This window comes from Brevundimonas sp. TWP1-3 (genome assembly GCF_049896085.1).
Taxonomy (GTDB): Bacteria; Pseudomonadota; Alphaproteobacteria; order Caulobacterales; family Caulobacteraceae; genus Brevundimonas.
Map to the genome: position 1 here is coordinate 858,573 of NZ_JAFCTP010000001.1, position 17,318 is coordinate 875,890.

At 68.7% G+C, this 17,318-nt stretch carries 22 protein-coding genes; 11 read left to right on the forward strand and 11 right to left on the reverse strand.

Annotated elements, in window-relative coordinates:
- Genes ybaK through hisC form a run of 4 tightly spaced genes read left to right on the forward strand, consistent with a single transcriptional unit; the run spans position 1 to position 3,348 of the window.
- Positions 1-474: a Cys-tRNA(Pro) deacylase gene (gene ybaK, locus ACP693_RS04310; RefSeq protein ID WP_426018700.1), complete on the forward strand. Its 474-nt coding sequence runs from the start codon at positions 1-3 to the stop codon at positions 472-474.
- A 33-nt stretch (positions 475-507) separates the two neighbouring features.
- Positions 508-1,560 carry a DUF2125 domain-containing protein gene (locus tag ACP693_RS04315; protein ID WP_426018698.1) on the forward strand — a complete coding sequence of 351 codons (1,053 nt, stop codon included), beginning with the start codon at positions 508-510 and terminating at the stop codon, positions 1,558-1,560.
- Positions 1,560-2,246 carry a hypothetical protein gene (locus ACP693_RS04320; protein WP_426018697.1) on the forward strand — a complete coding sequence of 229 codons (687 nt, stop codon included), beginning with the start codon at positions 1,560-1,562 and terminating at the stop codon, positions 2,244-2,246. The genes ACP693_RS04315 and ACP693_RS04320 overlap by 1 nt, the downstream gene beginning before the upstream one ends.
- Before the next feature lie 13 nt (positions 2,247-2,259).
- The gene (gene hisC, locus ACP693_RS04325) at positions 2,260-3,348 is read left to right on the forward strand and encodes a histidinol-phosphate transaminase (RefSeq protein ID WP_426018695.1); all 1,089 of its coding nucleotides are present in this window, start codon (positions 2,260-2,262) and stop codon (positions 3,346-3,348) included.
- Positions 3,349-3,393: 45 nt separating this feature from the next.
- Here the strand turns inward: hisC and ACP693_RS04330 are convergent, their stop codons facing one another.
- The 5 genes from ACP693_RS04330 to ACP693_RS04350 are packed head-to-tail and all read right to left on the reverse strand — an operon-like array spanning position 3,394 to position 7,200.
- Positions 3,394-4,179: a MipA/OmpV family protein gene (locus tag ACP693_RS04330; protein ID WP_426018694.1), complete on the reverse strand. Its 786-nt coding sequence runs from the start codon at positions 4,177-4,179 to the stop codon at positions 3,394-3,396.
- A 50-nt stretch (positions 4,180-4,229) separates the two neighbouring features.
- Entirely contained in the window at positions 4,230-4,943 is a 714-nt protein-coding gene (locus ACP693_RS04335; RefSeq protein WP_426018692.1) for a lysophospholipid acyltransferase family protein, read from the reverse strand.
- On the reverse strand, positions 4,944-5,588 hold the full coding sequence (locus tag ACP693_RS04340; protein WP_426018691.1) for a YdcF family protein: 645 nt from the start codon (positions 5,586-5,588) through the stop codon (positions 4,944-4,946). It lies immediately after the preceding gene.
- A complete protein-coding gene (locus ACP693_RS04345) occupies positions 5,585-6,493 on the reverse strand; it encodes a cell division protein FtsX (protein ID WP_426018689.1) in 909 nt (302 codons plus the stop codon). Before ACP693_RS04345 ends, ACP693_RS04340 begins: the two co-directional genes overlap by 4 nt.
- On the reverse strand, positions 6,490-7,200 hold the full coding sequence (locus ACP693_RS04350) for a cell division ATP-binding protein FtsE (RefSeq protein WP_426018687.1): 711 nt from the start codon (positions 7,198-7,200) through the stop codon (positions 6,490-6,492). Before ACP693_RS04350 ends, ACP693_RS04345 begins: the two co-directional genes overlap by 4 nt.
- 71 nt (positions 7,201-7,271) lie before the next feature.
- Here ACP693_RS04350 and ACP693_RS04355 point away from each other — a divergent pair, with 71 nt between their 5' ends.
- The 5 genes from ACP693_RS04355 to ACP693_RS04375 all read left to right on the forward strand — a co-directional run bounded on the left by ACP693_RS04355 (position 7,272) and on the right by ACP693_RS04375 (position 10,577).
- Positions 7,272-8,231: an MJ0042-type zinc finger domain-containing protein gene (locus tag ACP693_RS04355; RefSeq protein ID WP_426050113.1), complete on the forward strand. Its 960-nt coding sequence runs from the start codon at positions 7,272-7,274 to the stop codon at positions 8,229-8,231.
- On the forward strand, positions 8,224-8,757 hold the full coding sequence (locus ACP693_RS04360) for a phosphoribosyltransferase (protein WP_135193880.1): 534 nt from the start codon (positions 8,224-8,226) through the stop codon (positions 8,755-8,757). Before ACP693_RS04355 ends, ACP693_RS04360 begins: the two co-directional genes overlap by 8 nt.
- 175 nt (positions 8,758-8,932) lie before the next feature.
- A complete protein-coding gene (rplU, locus tag ACP693_RS04365) occupies positions 8,933-9,487 on the forward strand; it encodes a 50S ribosomal protein L21 (protein ID WP_426018685.1) in 555 nt (184 codons plus the stop codon).
- Between the two features lie 100 nt (positions 9,488-9,587).
- Entirely contained in the window at positions 9,588-9,875 is a 288-nt protein-coding gene (gene rpmA, locus ACP693_RS04370; RefSeq protein WP_159848772.1) for a 50S ribosomal protein L27, read from the forward strand.
- A gap of 168 nt (positions 9,876-10,043) precedes the next feature.
- Positions 10,044-10,577 carry a GNAT family N-acetyltransferase gene (locus ACP693_RS04375; protein ID WP_426018682.1) on the forward strand — a complete coding sequence of 178 codons (534 nt, stop codon included), beginning with the start codon at positions 10,044-10,046 and terminating at the stop codon, positions 10,575-10,577.
- 14 nt (positions 10,578-10,591) lie between these two features.
- Here the strand turns inward: ACP693_RS04375 and ACP693_RS04380 are convergent, their stop codons facing one another.
- A complete protein-coding gene (locus ACP693_RS04380) occupies positions 10,592-10,789 on the reverse strand; it encodes a hypothetical protein (protein WP_135193876.1) in 198 nt (65 codons plus the stop codon).
- Positions 10,790-10,901: 112 nt separating this feature from the next.
- Positions 10,902-11,417 carry a hypothetical protein gene (locus tag ACP693_RS04385; protein WP_426018680.1) on the reverse strand — a complete coding sequence of 172 codons (516 nt, stop codon included), beginning with the start codon at positions 11,415-11,417 and terminating at the stop codon, positions 10,902-10,904.
- 174 nt (positions 11,418-11,591) lie between these two features.
- Between ACP693_RS04385 and ACP693_RS04390 the strand changes: the two genes are divergently transcribed.
- Both ACP693_RS04390 and ACP693_RS04395 read left to right on the forward strand, forming a co-directional pair.
- Entirely contained in the window at positions 11,592-12,794 is a 1,203-nt protein-coding gene (locus ACP693_RS04390; protein WP_426018677.1) for a threonine ammonia-lyase, read from the forward strand.
- Complete coding sequence (locus ACP693_RS04395) at positions 12,775-13,290, forward strand: FKBP-type peptidyl-prolyl cis-trans isomerase (RefSeq protein ID WP_426018675.1); 516 nt, start codon at positions 12,775-12,777, stop codon at positions 13,288-13,290. The genes ACP693_RS04390 and ACP693_RS04395 overlap by 20 nt, the downstream gene beginning before the upstream one ends.
- A gap of 335 nt (positions 13,291-13,625) precedes the next feature.
- Here ACP693_RS04395 and queG read toward each other — a convergent pair whose 3' ends face one another.
- The 4 genes from queG to ACP693_RS04415 form a co-directional block, all read right to left on the reverse strand.
- The gene (gene queG, locus ACP693_RS04400) at positions 13,626-14,753 is read right to left on the reverse strand and encodes a tRNA epoxyqueuosine(34) reductase QueG (RefSeq protein ID WP_426018674.1); all 1,128 of its coding nucleotides are present in this window, start codon (positions 14,751-14,753) and stop codon (positions 13,626-13,628) included.
- A gap of 104 nt (positions 14,754-14,857) precedes the next feature.
- Positions 14,858-15,451 carry a hypothetical protein gene (locus tag ACP693_RS04405; RefSeq protein WP_426018673.1) on the reverse strand — a complete coding sequence of 198 codons (594 nt, stop codon included), beginning with the start codon at positions 15,449-15,451 and terminating at the stop codon, positions 14,858-14,860.
- Positions 15,452-15,533: 82 nt separating this feature from the next.
- Entirely contained in the window at positions 15,534-16,220 is a 687-nt protein-coding gene (locus tag ACP693_RS04410) for a glutathione S-transferase family protein (RefSeq protein WP_426018671.1), read from the reverse strand.
- A gap of 61 nt (positions 16,221-16,281) precedes the next feature.
- Positions 16,282-17,286, reverse strand: coding sequence for a cation diffusion facilitator family transporter (locus tag ACP693_RS04415; RefSeq protein WP_426018669.1), 1,005 nt, complete (start codon positions 17,284-17,286; stop codon positions 16,282-16,284).
- Positions 17,287-17,318 lie beyond the last annotated feature (32 nt).

Sequence of the window (17,318 nt, forward strand, 5' to 3'; positions counted from 1 at the left end):
ATGTCGAAGACCACGCCCGCGACCGTCGCCCTGACCAAGGCGGGCGTCGCCTTCGACCTGTTCCCCTACGACTACGACCCCGATGCGCCGCGCGTGGGGTTGCAGGCGGCCGAGGCCCTGGGCATTGCGCCCGAGCAGGTGTTCAAGACCCTGATGGTCCTGGTGGACGGCGCGCCCGCCTGCGTCATCGTGCCCTCCGACTGCGAGGTCAGCATGAAGAAGCTGGCGGCCGTGCTGGGGGCCAAGTCGGCCCAGATGATGAAGCCCGCCGACGCCGAACGGCTGACCGGTTACAAGGTCGGCGGGGTCAGTCCCTTCGGCCAGAAGAAGACCGTGCCGACCGCCATGGACGAGACGGCCATCCTGTTCGATCGGGTGCTGATCAATGGGGGCCAGCGCGGGCTGTTGCTGGGCGTCGCGCCGGACGAGGCGCTGCGAGCGACCGACGCCGTTCTGGCCGACCTCACCGCCTAGAACGGCTTGAAATGGCGCGCTATAGGATCGCGCATGACCGACACCACCAAGCGACCCAGCCGCAAGGGCCTCTATGCGCCCTTCATCCTCGTGCTGATCGCCCTGGCGGCCTGGACCGGCTGGTGGGTCTTTCTGACGCGCCAGATCGACACGCGACTTGAGGCCCAGGTCCAGACCCTGCGTCAGGACGGGTGGGACGTGCGTTTCGCGGGCAAGACGATCACCGGCTGGCCCTTCCGCGCCCGTGTCGGCCTGACCCAGTTGGTTGTGCAGACGCCCTCGGGTCACGCCATCAATGCGGCCGAACTGAACGCCGAGGCCAACGCCTATCAGCCCACCAAATGGGTGGTCGTGGCGCCGCAGGGGCTGATGCTGACCCGCGCCGGCAAGGGCGAGGTCGCGGTCAAGGGCGACGCCATCCGAATGAGCGCCAGCGGCATCGACCAGCGCTGGCCCAATCTGGCGCTGGAGATGGTCAATCCGGTCTTCACGACCCAGACCGGCGCCGAACCCTTCCCCATCGCCCGCGCCGCGCGGATCGAGCTGTACGCCCGACCGCATCTGGAAGGCTCGACCACGCCGACCGACGACGTCGATGTCATGTTCCGCCTGGTGGACGGGCAGGGGCGGGCGGACGGCCCCGTCGAAGGCTTCGCCCAGGACGGCCGCCTGACCACCCAGCTTGAGGCCGTGATCGGCCAGGCCAGCCTGTTGAAGACGGGCGGCGACGCGGCCGGGGTCTTCTCGGCCTGGACGAAGGCGGGCGGGACGTTCCGCAATGTGCGCGGCGACCTGCAGGCGGGCGACAGCCGCGCGACCCTCAGCAGCGACGTGTTGAGAGCCGATGCGAACGGACGGCTGACAGGCCAGGTCGAACTGCAGGCGCAGAAACCTCTGCCCGCGCTTGCCGGCCTGATGGCGACGCGACAGGGGCCGGTCAACCGGATCGGCGCGGCCGGGGCTGCGGCTGCGGCGGGCACCGCCGAAGCGACGGGTCAGGAGCAACTGCCCCTGACGCTGGTGTTCCGCGACGGTCGCACCTGGCTCGGCCCCTTCCCCCTGGCCCCGGCGCCCAAGCTGTTCTGATGGCCTTGCTGGACGAACCCGAGACAAACGAAGCCTTGTTGGCGCTGGACCGCACCCTGGTCCAGGCGGTGCGAGCGCGGGTTGCGGCGGGGCCACGCGACCGGGCCGACGCCTCGGCCATCGCCCTGCGTCAGTTGCTGGATGGCGCATCGCCCGCAGAGGCCACGGCGGTCAAGGCGGTGTGGGGCCGGCTGGAGGTGGCGACCGGCCCGGCCCTGGTCGTCTGCGGCGGCCTGGCCCAGGCTCTGGCGGTTGATCGCTACGGCCTGGGATCGCGCCCCATGTCGGCCGACGATGCGTTGAAGGCGGTCGAGGCCGGGGCGCGCGCCGTGATCGATCTGACGCCCGACCGGCCCTGGTGGGGGCGACTGCTGGCGCGGCCCGAACTGAAGATCGTCGCCGCCCTGCCCGACGACCGACGCGGCCGGCCCCAGGCCTTCGTGGTGTCCAGGGAAACCTCCGGCCCGACCGGCGACGACCGCAGCTTCTGGGTCACCGACAGCGGCTGGTCCGAGACCAAGATCGTCGAGGCCCTGGGCGAGGCCGGACTGGTCGCCGATCCGCTGGCGGCGGCGGGCGGCTTGAAGCTGTTCGTGCTGACGGGCTATGTGCAGGCCGAGGACGGGCGGCTGAAGACCGCGCCCGGCCGCCTGAACGGCGTCATCGGCGCCGCCCCCATCTATTAGTTCAAGGTTTCCCATGACCGACGCGCCCGCCCCCAAGCCCGGCATCCTCGACATCGCCCCCTATGTCGGCGGCAAGTCGTCCATCGCCGGCGTCGCCGAGCCGATGAAGCTGTCCTCGAACGAGAACATGCTGGGCGCGGGCGAGAAGGCGCGCGCCGCCTATGAGGCCGCGATCAAGAACATCCACATCTATCCCGACGGCCGCGCGACCAAGCTGCGCGACGCCGCAGCCGAGATCCATGGGCTGGAGGCCGAACGGCTGATCTTCGGCAACGGCTCGGACGAGGTTTTCGCCCTGCTGAACCAGACCTATCTGACGGCCGGCGACAACATCGTCTGCGGCCAGTACGGCTTCCTCGCCTACCGTATCAGCGCCCTAGGCTGCGAGGCCCAGGTCAAGCTGGCGCCCGAGCCGAACTTCAAGGCCGAGGTCGATGCGCTGCTGGCCCAGGTCGATGACCGGACCAAGATCGTCTATGTCTCCAACCCGTCAAACCCGACCGGCAGCTACAATACGGGCGAGGAAATCCGCCGTCTGCACGCCGCCCTGCCGGCCCACATCATCCTGGTCGTGGACGAGGCCTATGCGGAATATGTGACCGAGGCCGACTGGGAGACCGCCTTCCCGCTGGCCAAGGACGCCGAGAACATCGTCGTCACCCGCACCTTCTCCAAGATCCACGGCCTGGGCGGTTTGCGCATCGGCTTCGGCTATGCGCCGCTGAAGATCGCCGAGGCGATCGACCGCATCCGCCTGCCGTTCAACGTCTCGGTTCCGGGCGTGGACGCCGCCACCGCCGCCCTGTTCGACGAGGCGCACCAGACGGCGTCGCGCGACTTGGTCTCGAACTGGAAGCCGCGTTTGACTCAGGCCCTGCGCGGCTTCGGCCTTGAGGTACTGCCCAGCGCCGGCAACTTCGTGCTGGTGCTGTTCGACGGGCCCGAACGCGCCGCCGCCGCCAACGAATACCTCAACACCAAGGGCATCATCGTGCGCCCGGTCGGCGGCTACGGCCTGCCCCAGGCCCTGCGCATCACCATCGGCACCGAAGACCAGAACCGCGCCGTGATCGATGCGCTGAGCGAGTTCGCGGCGACCTGATCGAAGCAAGGGACGGCGGCCGCATCCACGGCCGCCGTTCTGTCATCAGCCGCCGAAGCGGCGGGCGAAGAAGACGCCCGTGCGGATCGTGTCGTCTTCCTGGGACAGGGGGCTGTCGGCGACGTCGCCCAGACGGCGTTCATAGTTGACCAGAGCGCCCGCGCCCCATTTGTCGCCGATCGGAACCAGGAGCACCAGACTGGCGCCCGCGCCTTGCAGGCCGCTGCCCGGCGAATAGGCGTCGATGCCGTTGCGCACGGCCTCGGCGGTGCTGACGCCATAATAGGCGTCCGCCAGCTTGGCGTCGCCGCCGCGGGCATAGACCGAGGCGTTCAGCAGACCGACCGGCGTGACGCGCTGATGGCCGACCGAGGCGTAGTATTCGGTGCCTTCGCTGACGTCGGTCACGTCGCGGCTGACCCGGCCGCCGACCACGATGTTGCCGGGCAGACGCTTGTAGGCATAGGCGGCGAGATCGGCGCCGAAATCAGGACGATCCAGGTCCAGGCCCTCGATGTCTTCAGGCGAGAAGCGCGGGCGCAGTTGCAGGCCGGCGCGGAAGTCGTCGGTCTTGATCGCATTCCAGCCGAGGCCGTCGATGGCGTTCACATAGACGACGTCGCGATAGTTGGCCGACACCCACGGCACGACCGTGGTCTGGGATCCCGTGTCGCCGCCGCTGTCCTTGCTGTAGAGGGCGCCGACACCGAGATCGACAGTCCAGCCCTGGGGCGCAGGACGAAGCTGCTCATAGGGTTGCGACTGGGCGAAGGCGGAGCCGGCGAAGGCGCAGGCAGCGGCGGTCGTCAGGGCGAAGGTACGCAGGAACATACGGGGAGGTTTCCTAAAAGGACGAAATCGGAAGCCCTCATACGCCTGAGCTAGGCTTTTGGCTCCAGCAGTGCCAACGAAGCCGTCTCGATGCGACTTTCCAGCAACGCCATCATGGCGCCGCGCTTCAGCCCGGCGGGGATGGGCTCAAGGAATTCGAACACGACCTTGCCCGGATAGCGCCGGAAGCCGTGCGGCGGCCAATGGACGCCGGAGTTGGTGGCGACCGGCCAGCAGGGCCCTTGCAGATCGCGATAGATGGCGGCGACGCCGGGCTTGTAGTCTCCGGGCACGCCCGGATCGTTGCGGGTGCCCTCGGGGAAGATGACGATCTGGCGGCTTTCGGCCAGGCGATCGTGCGCCTGACGGGTCATGTCCTTCAGCGCCTTGGCGTGACCGGCGCGGTCCACGGCGATCATCTTGGCCTTCCAGGCGAACCAGCCGAAGAAGGGCAGGGGCATCAGCTCCTTCTTCATGATGAAACAGGCGTCCGGCAGCACGGCCAGCAGGGCCACGATGTCCAGCATACCCTGGTGTTTCGATGCGATCAGGGCCGCGCCGGACGGGGCGTGCTCCAGTCCCCGCACCTCGACCTTGACCCCGGCGATCCAGCGCAGGCCGAACAGGACGATCTTGGCCCACAACCGGCACACCCCCTGGGCATAGCGATGCGGACCCAGGAGGGCCGGCGACAGGCCGATGGCGATGATCGGCATCGACAGATAGAGCCAGGCGGTGAAGAGCAGGGAACGCAGGGTGTTCACTTAGGCAGGGGCCTTTTCGTCAGGAGACGGGTCTGTGCTTGGCGTCTGGGCGGCGGGACGGTCGCGGGTGATGCGACGCACGCCCTCGCGGCCCAGGACAGCGAGGTATTTCATATATTCCAGCGTCATGCGCCGCGCCGTCACCGCCGCTCGCCACCAGCGGACATTGTCCAGCGACGGGGTGGAGATGGCGTAGGGCGTCAGCGTCACGCCCGGCAGCTGGCCCCGGATTTCGACCAGCGAACGCGGCATGTGATAGTCGGAGGTGACCACGATCAGGCTGCGATAGCCCTTGGCGCGGGTCCAGGCGGCGATCTCCTGGGCGTTGCCGACGGTGTCCTCGGCCTCGAAGCCCAGATCGACGCAGCAGTTGAACAGACGGCTGGAGCCGGGCGTCAGCTCACGCAGTTCCTGACGGCGGACCTCGCGGTTGACGCCCGAGATCAGCACCCGCTCGCCCTTGCCCTGTTCCAGCAGGCGGATGGCGGTATTGACCCGTTCGGACGAGGGGCCGGTCAGGGCGACGATGGCGTCGGCGCGCGCGGGATCGTCGGCGGGCGTCAGCTCGCGCACCCGATGCGCAAAGGCGAACAGGCCGACCAGCCAGATCAGGGCCGCGATGGCGATGACGCTCAACAGTCTCATGCGTCTCCTCCATCCTTGCCCGAAGCCAGCACTCGCATGGCGGCGAATCTCGCGGCGAGAACCGCAACCGTAGCCGCGAGCAGCGGGCATGGCGAGAGCAGCGCAAGGTCGCTCCAGGTGATCGGCAACGCCGCCGACAGCCCGTCCGATCCGCCCAGGACCCTCAGGAAGGCCAGCAGGATCGCGGCCAGCCCGGCGCCTATCGCGCCCGCGCCCGCCGCCATCAGGCCGAATCGCCGCTGGAACAGCCAGGCGATGGCCCCGTCCGTCGCCCCGTTCAGGCTCAATGTCTCGATCACGCCCTGCCCGGCCGCCAGACCCGCGCGGGTCGCATAGGCGATGGCGGCGGCGGCGGCGAAGGCGATGGCCAGGAAGGCGGCGCCGGCCAGGGCCGTGATCAGGGCGGCGGACCGCTCGACCTCGCCGCGCCACAGGCTGTGGTCGTCCACCGTCGCGTCCAGCCCGGCCTCGGCCAGGGCGCGGCTTAGGGTCACGGCGCTGGCCGGCGCCTGGGCGTTCAGCCTGACGGTCACTAGATGGGGCAGGGGCAGATCGGGCAGGACCGCGTCGCCCAGCCAGGGCCGCAGCAGATCCTCGGCCGCCTTGCGGCTCAGGGCGGCGGCCTCCTCGACCCCATCGACGCTCGACAGGGTTTCGGCCGCGCGGGCGGCGGCGGTGTCGCCGGTCTCACCGACGCTGGGGCGCACCTGCACCGTAGCCTCGGCGCCCAACTGTCTGGCCCAGCCGTGCGCGGCGCGATCCGCAGCCGATGCGGCGACGGCGGCGAGGCACGCCAGGAAACACAGGACCGCGATGACGGTCATCAGCCAGGGCTCGCCGGCGGCGGCGGGCGGCAACAGGCCGGGGCGGCGGCTGGACAGGCTGAAGTCGGACAGGCGGATCATGCGGCGGCCCGCGACGGTTCGCTCAGACGCCCGGCGTCCAGCCGCAGGACGCGCGCGCCCGACCGCTGGGCCAGGGCGTCGTCATGGCTGGCGATCAGGACCGTGGCCCCCAGCTTGTTCAGCGACTGGAACAGCCGCAGCAGCTTGTCGGCCATGACGGCGTCCACGCTGCCCGTCGGTTCGTCCGCCACGATCAGGCCGGGCCGGGTGATGACGGCGCGGGCGATGGCCAGCCGCTGTTTCTCGCCGCCGGACAGGGCCGGGGGGCGGGCGTCCATCCGGCGGCCCAGGCCGACCCATTTCAGCATCTCCTGCACATCGGCGGCATAGTCGGCCTCGGATCCGCCCGCCAGGCGCAAGGGCAGGGCGACATTGTCGAAGGCGGACAGGTGATCCAGCAGGCGAAAGTCCTGGAACACCACCCCCATGCGCCGTCGAAAGGCGGGAATGTCGCGGCGGTCGATGCGCGTGACATCCGATCCAAACAGGCGGATGCTGCCCGTTCGGGGTCGGTCCGCCAGCGTCAGCAGGCGCAGCAGCGAAGACTTTCCAGCCCCGGACGGCCCGGTAAGGAAGTGGAAAGAGCCGCGCGGCAGAATGAGGTTAATGTCGCTCAGCACGTCGGGCGCGCCTGCATAGCCGAAACCCACCCCCGACAGGCGGGCGGTCTCGGACACGGGAGCGGAATCGGCGGGCGAGGACGGCATGGTATGTGTTTCAGGAACAGGGCGCGGCGTCGCGCCTTACGGGAGGGGGCGACAGCCTCGCAGTCAGCCACATGATACTGACCTGCCCCGCCTGCGCCACCAGCTATTTCATTCCCGACGACGCGGTCGGTACGAACGGCCGCAAGGTGCGGTGCCAGTCGTGCGGCGAAGTGTGGCGCGCGACGCCCGACGAGCCGCTGGAACTGACCCTGACGCCCGAGCCCGTGGTCGCCGCCGCCTCCACCCCAAAAACCGCGCCCGAACCGGAACCCGCGCCGACCGCCGCCAGCCTGGCCGAGACGCCGGCGCCCGAACTACCCCGCGCCTTCCGCGCCCGCGCCGACCGCCAGAAGAAGCTGCGTCGCGCCGCCGCCCAGGGCGTCGTCTGGGCCGGTCTGGCCAGCGTCTTCATCGGCCTGATCGTGGCGGCCTTCCTGTTCCGGGTCGAGATCGTCCAGGCCTTCCCCAAGGCGGCCTCGGCCTACAAATTCTTTGGCGCGACGGTGAACCCGGTCGGGCTGGACTTCGAGGCCCTGACCGCCAAGGCCGCGCCGGGCCATCCCGGCATGGTCGTGGTGTCCGGCGCCCTTCGCAACGTGCGCGACGTCGAGATCGTGTCGCCGCCCGTCCGCGTCGCCCTGGTGGACGCCAACGGAGCGGAGGTGGGCTTCAAGATCGTCGAAATCGACGCGGCGCCCGTCCTGCCGGGCAAGGTCCAGGGATTCGCCGCCCTGATCCCCGATCCAGGCGGTCACGGCGCCGGCATCGGCGTCGACTTCGCCCCGATGAGCCCGACGCCAACCAAGCCGACCGCCGGGCACGATGACGACAGGAAGGCTGCGGCGCATGGGGCCGAACCGAACTCCGACCACGCCCCTGCCGCAGCACAGCCGGCGACGGCCCAGGGGCTGCGTTCGGCCACGGCGCCCGGCGCCGAGGCCCCGAACACGGCCGCGCCGATCGACGCGCGACCCGTGGGGGCGGTGGACAAGGGGCAGGGTGAGGCGGTATCGCCCTCGCATCATGGCTGATCCCTCCCCGACGCCGACCGTTCTTTTGCCCGAGGCCGAGGTGGCGCGCATCGTCGCCGACCTGGCCCAGCGCATCGCCCCCGTGATCGACGACGACACCGTCGCCGCCGTACTGCTGACCGGCGGCCTGTGGTTCGCCGCCGACCTGACCCGCGCCCTGTCCCGCGTCGGCCGCAACGTCCGCTTCGACGCCCTGTGGCTGGCCTCCTACGGCGACGAACAGACCAGCCGTGGCCGCATCGACGTCTATGCCCCGTTCCAGCGCCCGATCGCCGGGCGTCGCGTCCTGATCCTGGACGATGTGTTCGACACCGGCCTGTCGCTGGCCGAGGCGGTCCGCATCGCGCGCGAGGCCGGCGCGTCTGAGGTCCTGACCTGCGTCTTCGCCAGAAAGCCCTGGCCCGCTCCGCGTGCGCCCGAGCCGGACTTCGTCGGCTGGGAGGCGCCGAACCGCTTCCTGGTCGGCTACGGCCTGGACCACGCTGGCGCCTTGCGCGGCCTGCCCGACATCTGCGCCCTGGACTGAGTCTGGGATTGAGGCCGTATGGGTCATAACGGCGGGGGATAATCCGTCCGGGGCTGAATTTCCGCCGGGTTCGGCGTTGACTCTCGGACACCCTTCCGTATATGTCGCCGCTCTTCGCCGCCGGGGGTGTCCTTGGGCGGCGTATCTTTTTTTGCGTTTGCGCTGAGGCTTCAACATGTACGCGGTGATCAAGACCGGCGGCAAGCAGTACCGGGTCCAACCGGGCGACACCATTGTCGTCGAAAAGCTCGACGGCGACGCCGGCTCGGAGCTGAAGTTCGACAGCGTCCTGATGCTGGGCGGCGACAACGGCGTGACCCTGGGCGCCCCGCTCATCGACGGCGCTTTCGTCGGTGCGACCCTGGTCGAAACCCGCAAGGGTGAGAAGATCAAGATCTTCAAGAAGACCCGTCGCCAGGGCTATCGCCGCACCAACGGCCACCGCCAGATGGAATCGGTCCTGCGCATCACCGGCATCGACGGCGCCGGCGAGACCGCCAAGTGGGATGGCAAGGTCGATCTGACGACCAAGGCCGAGATCAACCTGCGGGCCCGCAACCTGGCCGCTCGTGAAGCGACTTCTTCGCTGGGTTCGACCGAGACGGTCGTGACCGACGTGGACGGCGCCGAGGTCAAGGGCGTCGTGGTCGAGAGCTCGTCTCCCGCCAAGAAGGCCCCGGCCAAGAAGAAGGCCGCGCCCAAGGCTGAAGCCACCGGCGACGAAGCCTAAGACATTCACCGGCGCCTCACAGCGCCAGACCCAGCTAAGAGAGACGTCCTCAAGTAGGCCGAAAGGCCGATAGGACACTCAGGAAAGACGGAGCGGCAAGATGGCTCACAAGAAATCCGGTGGTTCGTCGCGTAACGGTCGCGACTCCGAGTCGAAGCGCCTTGGCGTGAAGAAGTATGGCGGCGAGCGCGTGCTGGCCGGCAACATCATCGTGCGCCAACGCGGCACCACCTTCCACCCGGGTGAGAACATCGGCATGGGCCGCGACCACACCCTGTTCGCCCTGACGCACGGCGCGGTGAAATTCACCAAGAAGGCGGGCGGCCGTTGTTACGTGTCGATCCTCGCGGCCAATGACGACGCCCAAGTGGCGATGGCCGCCGAGTAACGCGATCTGGACCTTCCCGGATCGGCGTTGCTTCTGAAAGCAGCCGGTCCGGACCAGGGATTATATTCCGCGGGGAGTCTGGATCACCAGGCTCCCCGTTTGCGTTTCCCCGCCTCGAAGACCGTCCGAGCCCTTCAAGGAGACGGTTGAAGATCCGAGGCAACGCCCATGTGCGTCATCGAAACCTCTCCCGTCGTCGAGACCCGGCGCCTGGTGCTGCGTGCGCCCGCGCCCCAGGACGCGCCGCGCATCGCTACCCTTGCCAACGACCTGGACATCGCGCGCATGACCAAGCGGATGCCCCACCCGTTCCAGATGCGTGACGCCGACGACTTCGTGCTGCAGGTGGCGTCCCAGGATCCCAGGCGCGCCAACACCTTCGTCATCGACCATGAGGACGCGGGGCCGATCGGGGTCATCGGCCTGTTCGAGGGCGAGGATCGCGTGCCCGAGACGGGATACTGGATCGGTCGGGAGTATTGGGGGCGGGGCTTCGCCACCGAGGCGCTGGACGCCGCCCTGGTCTGGGCCAGCCGCAAGTGGAAGCGCCGGGCGCTGGTCGCCGGCCATTTCGCCGACAACCCGGCGTCGGGCCGCGTGCTGGAGAAGGCGGGCTTCCTCTACACCGGCGAGACGCGCCGGGCGTGGAGCAAGGCGCGTCGGGCCGAGGCGGACACCCGCATGATGGTCTGGCTGGCCTGAGGGCCAGCCGGGCGTCAGCCGCCGGCCAGGGTCGGTCCATAGACGGCGGCGGCGGTGATCAGGCCGACCACCAGCATGGCGCCCGCGCCGGCGATGAAGGTGGCGATGGTCTTGGACCGTCGCCGCCGCATGCCGCCCGCCTTGTATTTGCGGATGATGACCGATGGCCCTCGTGTAAAGGCCTCGGACCCTACGATATTGTGTTGGGACAAGAAAACGCTCCCCGAACTCTCACAGAAGAAGCGATCAGTCCGGGGCGCTCGTGGTCAGAAGATGGCGATCCGCGTTACCGGGGTCGCATCTTCGTGAGAACAGGTGTGGGGGTCACAGGGTGACGGCGACGACACGGCCGCCGCGCGTCTGGACGTGGCGCATCAGCACCAGAGGCGCATCGCCCGCCGTGACCGGCACGATCAGGAACCAGCCGCCGTCCGGCAGGCCGTCGAAGCGGACGCGGCCGTTCTCGCAGCGTTCGGACCGGACATAGCCGCTGTAGTTGGCGTTGGCGTCCGGCACAGTGCGGGCGCGGACCACGGCGGCGGGCACGGCCGCGCGCTCGGTCGAGCCATACAGGGTGCGGAAGCGGGCGCGGGTGTAGGGGGTGTCGGGCGTCAGGCCGGCCGAGCCGACGCAGGCGAAGGTCTTGCCGTCCTGGGCGAAGGCGATCTGGCCTTCGATGCTGTTGCGGCCGGGCATCTGGGACCAGCCGAAATCGCCTTCGTCGAAGGCCGCAGGCCCGGCGTAGGGCAGGCCGCCTCCGGTCGTGGGGGCGCAGGCCGAAAGGGCGGCGGCGGTCAGGGCGAGGGCGAGGCCTGGGGCGGCGAAGGGGCGGATCGACATGGGCTTTCCTCCGGGGGATTTCGCGGTCGGGGGGACGACGCGCCCACTATCGCAGACCCGGCCTCCCACTTCCACGGTCAAGACGCCCGCCTCTGGACCCGGACCCGACAACGCGCGAAACAGACCCGAACAACGCGCCCATTCGTCGAGGCGCGACAGCTCGGAAACGCCCGCATGACCGTCACCTTCGCCGACATCCAAGCCGCCCGCGCCCGGATCGCAGGCCAGGTCGACCACACCCCGACCCGCTATTCCAGGAAGCTGTCGCAGCTGACCGGGGCCGAGGTCTGGGTCAAGTTCGACAACCTGCAATTCACCGGCAGCTTCAAGGAGCGCGGCGCGCTGAACCGGCTGCTGATGCTGACGCCGGAGGAGCGCAGGCGCGGGGTGGTGGCGGCCAGCGCCGGCAACCACGCCCAGGCCCTGGCCTATCACGGCGGTCGGCTGGGCGTGCCGGTGACCATCGTAATGCCGGAGGGCACGCCCTTCGCCAAGATCAACGGCACCCGCTCGCATGGGGCGACGGTGGTGATCGAGGGGCTGGACTTCACCGGCTCGACCGAGGCGGCCCAGCGGCTGGAGGTCGAGAAGGGCTATGTCTTCGTCTCGGCCTTCGACGACGCAGGCATCGTGGCGGGCCAGGGGGTCTGCGCCATCGAGTTCCTGGAGGATGCGCCCGACGTCGAGGCGCTGCTGATCCCCATCGGCGGGGGCGGGCTGATCGCCGGCTGCGCCATCGCGGCCAAGGCGATGAAACCGGACATCAAGGTGTTCGGGGTCGAGGCGGCGCGCTATCCGTCCTTCACCGCGCGGCGGGCGGGCCTGCCGCCGGTCTGCACCGGCCAGACCATCGCCGAGGGCATCGCCATCAAGGCCGTGGGCGACATCCCCTTTGCTTTGGCCGATCCCTTGGTGGACGAGGTCTTCGTCTGCGAGGAGGCGGACTTCGAACGGGCCGTCGCCCACTACGTCACCTATGAGAAGACGGTGTCCGAGGGCGCGGGCGCCGGCGGCCTGGCGGCCCTGCTGGCCTATCCCGACCGGTTCAAGGGGATGAAGGTCGGGCTGGAGCTGTGCGGCGGAAACATCGACGCGCGGATGCTGGCCGTGGTGCTGAACCGCGAGATGGTCCGTGAACGGAGGTTGCTGGTTTACCGTATCCTGGGCGACGACCGGCCGGGCATGTTGTCGGCTATGGCGGCGGTGATCGGCGGCCTGGGCGGCAATATCATCGACGTGGTCCACAACCGCCTGGCGCTGGACGTGCCGGCCAAGGGCGCGGAGTTCGACATCATGGTCGAAACGCGCGATAGCGCCCACGCCGACGAGATCGGCGAGGCCTTGAAGGAACGCGGCTATGAACTTCGGATGGGGTAAGGCGGCAGTCGTCGCCGCGCTGCTGCTGGCGGGCTGCGGCCAGGCCGAGCCGGTCGATCCGAACGCGGGCAAGGCCGAGGCGGTCGCCTTCATGACCGAGAACGCCAAGGCCGACGGCGTCGTGACCCTGCCCAGCGGCCTGCAATACAAGGTCGTGCAGGCGGGGCCGGCCAGCGGCGTCAGCCCGGACCGCAACGACCTGGTCAAGGTCGATTACGAGGGCAAGCTGGTCGACAACAGCGTGTTCGACAGCTCGTTCGCGCGCGGCGCGCCGGCGGTGTTCACGCCGGAAGAGGTGGTCAAGGGCTGGACCGAGGCGTTGCAGAAGATGCGCGTCGGCGACGAATGGCTGCTCTATGTGCCGCCCGAGCTGGGCTATGGCGAGCGCAGCAGCCCCAAGATCCCGGCGAACTCCGTGCTGATCTTCCGGCTGAAACTGCTGGACGTTGCCAAGGTGCCGGGCGGTGGATCGGGCGTCGGCACGGCGATGGGGTGATCCCAGCGATCCGTCTCCTCCCCACTTCGTGGGGAGGTGGCGCGGCGCTTCTTCAGCGCCGTGACGGAGGGGTTGTGCGACGCATCACAGGCGCCTGTGGGACTTCAAGAGCCCCTCCACCACGCTACGCGCGGTCCCCCTCCCCGCGAAGCGGGGAGGAAAAGTGCACTGCGAATTTTTCGAGTGTACTTTCGTGCAGATTTTTGCGAGCGGTTTGCAGTTCTCCGGCGAATGTCAAAGACAGGCGGGCAGTATAGCCCAGCGCGCGGGGGCGGCAGGGTAGCGGTCTGTGGTCGTCTTCAGGGCGTTGAAATCGCTGCGGTTCGTCGCGGCGATTATGCGGGTTGAGGCGTTTGCGCCCGTCCCCATTCGGCCAGGACCTGGGGGTCGGTCTCCATCGTCGCCTCGGACAGGGCCGCGAACTCGCCGGGCGGCGTCAGTTGCGACAGGGCCCAGACGGCGGCGCCGCGCACCAGGGGCGAGGGGTCGGCCAGCAGGGCTTTCGTCGGGGCGATCAGGGATGCGTCGCCCGCGTTGCCGACGGCGTAAAGGACGTTCCTCAGGAAGCGGTCGCGGCCGATCCGCTTGACCGGGCTCTTGGTGAACAGGGCGCGGAAGGCGGGATCGTCGAGCCCCAGCAGGTCGGCCAGGCGCGGGCTTTGGAAGGCGGGGCGGGGCGCCAGCCGAATCTCGCGCGCTTCCTGTGCGAACTTGTTCCACGGACAGACCGCCAGACAGTCGTCACAGCCATAGATGCGCGATCCGGTCAGGGTGCGGAACTCGACCGGCCAGGGATCGGCGAATTCGATGGTCAGGTAGGAGAGGCAGCGTCGGGCGTCGAGCTGGAACGGGGCGGGGAAGGCCTTGGTCGGGCAGGCGTCGAGACAGGCGGTGCAGCGGCCGCAATGTTCGGTCTCGGCCGCGTCCGGTTCGATCTCAGCGGCGGTCAGGATGGTGCCCAGGAACAGCCAGTTGCCGTGGGTGCGGCTGAGCAGATTGGTGTGTTTGCCCTGCCAGCCCAGGCCGGCGCGCTGGGCCAACGGCTTTTCCATTAATGGGGCGGTATCGACGAAGACCTTGATGTCGGCGCCGTTGCGGACCGCGATCTGGCCCGCCAGCTGTTTCAGCCGGCCCTTGATGACCTCGTGATAGTCGTCGCCGCGCGCATAGACCGAAATGTATCCGGCCGAACGGTCGGCCAGCTGGTCCAGCGGGTTCTCCTCGGGGCCGTAGTTCATGCCCAGGACGATGGCGGTCCTGGCCTCGTCCCACATGGCGGTGGGGTGCTGGCGGCGATCCAGCGTCGTCTCCATCCATTCCATGTCGCCATGCCGGCCCTCGTCGACGAAATGGCGCAGCCGCTCGCCCGCCGGCCAGGCGTCGGCCGCCGAGGCGAAACGGCAGACATCGAAGCCGAGCTCGGCCGCGCGCTGGCGGATGAAGGTTTTCAGGCGGTCGGACACGGGGCGGGGGATAGCACGAGGACGCTAAGGCGTCTTGAGGCGAGCGATTTTGAAGAATGTGCTCGGGTCTGGATTCGACCCAAAGCGGACCTTCGGCGGGCTGATTAAGCGACCGTCCGCTTCCGACCCTGTCGCCCGATCACAATGCCCCCGATGAACGCAAAGAACGCTATCAGCCCGGCGAGGACCATCGGCCATCGATCTTCAGTTGGTGTCTCCATCGTCAGCGTCGTGAGTTCGCCCGGCTCAAGTTCTCTCAATACGCGGGCTCTTAAAACTTCGTCTTTGATGTCATTCGGACCGAGCATTCCGAAAACGACAAGGCGATCGTTCTCGCGGCTGGCATAGAACAACCCGACTTTGTCATAGTCTGGAAAAGCTGCGCGATCACAGCTCACCTCAATGCCATCAAGAGAGTAGGTGACAACATCTGTCCCGACGTCGCCCTTGATCGACCTCCGGGGTAGGACGCTCACTTCGAGGCCACGGTCGCCCATCATAAGCCCGATGACCCGCCCAACGAAGATCGTATCGGCGTCTGCCCAGTAGCGATCCTGATTGGCCTGCCGACGGCGTTCGTAAGCATGCGCTTTGGTCTCGCCGGGATTTCGAGGAAGCTGATAACTGCAAGCTTCTGCTGTGCTGGCTGCGAGCCAGCACATGGCCAGAAATCCGAAGAGGGAAATAGCGCGAAGCATTGCTCATCCTTCGACACACACGACGCCATGGTCAACGTCCGCTTTCCACCCTTAGCGGTCATCAAACACGTCTGCTTGGCGTCTAGAAATCTAGATCCGCATACCAAGCCGACGGCGGCACGCCGACGAAGCGGTCGGCGAGCAGGGGGCGGAAGCACGGGCGGGACTTGAGTTTGGAGTACCAGGTCTTCAGACCGGGCCAGTTCTTCCACTGGATTTCGCCGAAATAGTCGAGCACCGACAGATGGGCGGCGGCGATCAGGTCGGCCTGGCTGAGGCGGCGGCCGGCCAGCCAGTCGCGAGCGGCGACCAGGTCCTCCAGCATGGCGAGATGGGCTTTCAGGGCGTCGCGGCCCTCGCGCAGGGCGCGGGCCTCTGGCGGGCCCAGTTTGAGCAGGGGTTTCTCCATCCGCTCGTGCAGCAGGACGGCGTCGACCTCGTCCATGAAGCGGCGCTCGAACCAGCCGGTCAGGCGGCGCGCCTCGGCGCGTTCGGCGGCGTCGGCGGGCAGCAGCAGCGGGGCCTTCTGCTGATCCTCGATCCAGCCCAGGACGGCGGGCAGTTCGCACAGGACCAGTGGGCGGCCGCGATCCATCGTCTGAATCACCGGCGGCAGGCCGGACGGATTGAAGTCGTTGACCGGGCAGTCGGCCTCCCACGGACGGACCGGGGTGTCGGTCCATTCGATCCGCGCCTCGCCCAGGGCCAGGCGCGCGGCGCGCGAAGCGGGCTGGAAGGCGAAGTGGAAGAGAACGCAAGGGTCGGCCATCAGGGGTTGATGCGCCCCGACCCGTTAATGCGCGTTTACTGCATTGAAATTGGGCGCAAGGTCAGGACCAGGGGCCCTTTGGCGCGGGGCCGGTCGGGGCCTCGACGGCCGGCCGTTCAGGCTCTGGCGCGGGCGTCGCGACGGCGGGAACGTCCGTCTGCGGACGGGTGTGTCCGCGCGGGTCGGCGTGGATCAGGATGTCGGCCGTGGGGAAGAGGGCCAGCACCCGGTTCTCGGCCGCGACGACGATGGCGTGGGCGGCGTCCAGGGTCTGGTGGGCGTCCAGATCGACGTGCATCTGGATCATCATCACCTGGCCGGCCATGCGGGTGCGCAGCTGATGCACGCCGAAGACTTGCGGATCGGCCAGGACGGCCTGGGTGATGGCGGCGCGGTCGGCCTCGGGCACGGCGCGGTCCAGCAGATGGTCGGCGGCGGCCTTCAACATGCCGGTCGCGCCCCAGAACAGCCAGACGGCGACGACGATGCCCGCCGCCGCATCCAGGCCCGGCGCGCCCAGGAAGGCGCCCGAGATCACCCCGATCAGCACCACCACATTGGCGGCCAGGTCGGCGGCGTAGTGGGCGCGGTCGCCGGCGACGGCGAGAGAGCCGGTCTTCTTCAACGCCTGGGTCTGCATCCACACCAGCCAGGCGGTGATGGCGATGGCGGCGACCACGACGCCGGTCGCCCACCAGCCCGAGGTGACGGGGCGGGGATCGAAGATGCGCTGCACCCCCTCCCAGGCGATGAACAGGGCCGAGGCGAAGACCAGCCCGGCCTGGACCAGGGCGGACAGGGCCTCGCCCTTGCCGTGACCATAGCGGTGGTTTTCGTCGGCTGGAGCGGCGGCCCAGCGCACGGCGAAGAAGGTGGTCAGGGACGCCGCCAGATCCAGCACCGAATCCGCCAGGGTCGCCAGGATGGAGACCGAGCCGGAGGCGCCCAGCGCGAAGGCCTTCATCGCGATCAGCACGACCGCGACCCCGACCGACAGGCGGGTGATGCGGCGGGTGGCCAGGTGGGCGTCTTCCAGAGGCGCAGGTGCGGGGGCGGGCGTCGTCATATGCGGCCTCTTCTCGCGCAATCATGGCGGAA

What these genes read in the sequence shown, in the direction of transcription:
- ybaK (WP_426018700.1), top strand. Translation starts at nt 1, where the DNA reads ATGTCGAAGACCACGCCCGCGACCGTCGCCCTGACCAAGGCGGGCGTC.
- ACP693_RS04315 (WP_426018698.1), top strand. Translation starts at nt 508, where the DNA reads ATGACCGACACCACCAAGCGACCCAGCCGCAAGGGCCTCTATGCGCCC.
- ACP693_RS04320 (WP_426018697.1), top strand. Translation starts at nt 1,560, where the DNA reads ATGGCCTTGCTGGACGAACCCGAGACAAACGAAGCCTTGTTGGCGCTG.
- hisC (WP_426018695.1), top strand. Translation starts at nt 2,260, where the DNA reads ATGACCGACGCGCCCGCCCCCAAGCCCGGCATCCTCGACATCGCCCCC.
- ACP693_RS04330 (WP_426018694.1), bottom strand. Translation starts at nt 4,179, where the DNA reads ATGTTCCTGCGTACCTTCGCCCTGACGACCGCCGCTGCCTGCGCCTTC.
- ACP693_RS04340 (WP_426018691.1), bottom strand. Translation starts at nt 5,588, where the DNA reads ATGAGACTGTTGAGCGTCATCGCCATCGCGGCCCTGATCTGGCTGGTC.
- ACP693_RS04345 (WP_426018689.1), bottom strand. Translation starts at nt 6,493, where the DNA reads ATGATCCGCCTGTCCGACTTCAGCCTGTCCAGCCGCCGCCCCGGCCTG.
- ACP693_RS04350 (WP_426018687.1), bottom strand. Translation starts at nt 7,200, where the DNA reads ATGCCGTCCTCGCCCGCCGATTCCGCTCCCGTGTCCGAGACCGCCCGC.
- ACP693_RS04355 (WP_426050113.1), top strand. Translation starts at nt 7,272, where the DNA reads ATGATACTGACCTGCCCCGCCTGCGCCACCAGCTATTTCATTCCCGAC.
- ACP693_RS04360 (WP_135193880.1), top strand. Translation starts at nt 8,224, where the DNA reads ATGGCTGATCCCTCCCCGACGCCGACCGTTCTTTTGCCCGAGGCCGAG.
- rplU (WP_426018685.1), top strand. Translation starts at nt 8,933, where the DNA reads ATGTACGCGGTGATCAAGACCGGCGGCAAGCAGTACCGGGTCCAACCG.
- rpmA (WP_159848772.1), top strand. Translation starts at nt 9,588, where the DNA reads ATGGCTCACAAGAAATCCGGTGGTTCGTCGCGTAACGGTCGCGACTCC.
- ACP693_RS04375 (WP_426018682.1), top strand. Translation starts at nt 10,044, where the DNA reads ATGTGCGTCATCGAAACCTCTCCCGTCGTCGAGACCCGGCGCCTGGTG.
- ACP693_RS04385 (WP_426018680.1), bottom strand. Translation starts at nt 11,417, where the DNA reads ATGTCGATCCGCCCCTTCGCCGCCCCAGGCCTCGCCCTCGCCCTGACC.
- ACP693_RS04390 (WP_426018677.1), top strand. Translation starts at nt 11,592, where the DNA reads ATGACCGTCACCTTCGCCGACATCCAAGCCGCCCGCGCCCGGATCGCA.
- ACP693_RS04395 (WP_426018675.1), top strand. Translation starts at nt 12,775, where the DNA reads ATGAACTTCGGATGGGGTAAGGCGGCAGTCGTCGCCGCGCTGCTGCTG.
- ACP693_RS04405 (WP_426018673.1), bottom strand. Translation starts at nt 15,451, where the DNA reads ATGCTTCGCGCTATTTCCCTCTTCGGATTTCTGGCCATGTGCTGGCTC.
- ACP693_RS04410 (WP_426018671.1), bottom strand. Translation starts at nt 16,220, where the DNA reads ATGGCCGACCCTTGCGTTCTCTTCCACTTCGCCTTCCAGCCCGCTTCG.
- ACP693_RS04415 (WP_426018669.1), bottom strand. Translation starts at nt 17,286, where the DNA reads ATGACGACGCCCGCCCCCGCACCTGCGCCTCTGGAAGACGCCCACCTG.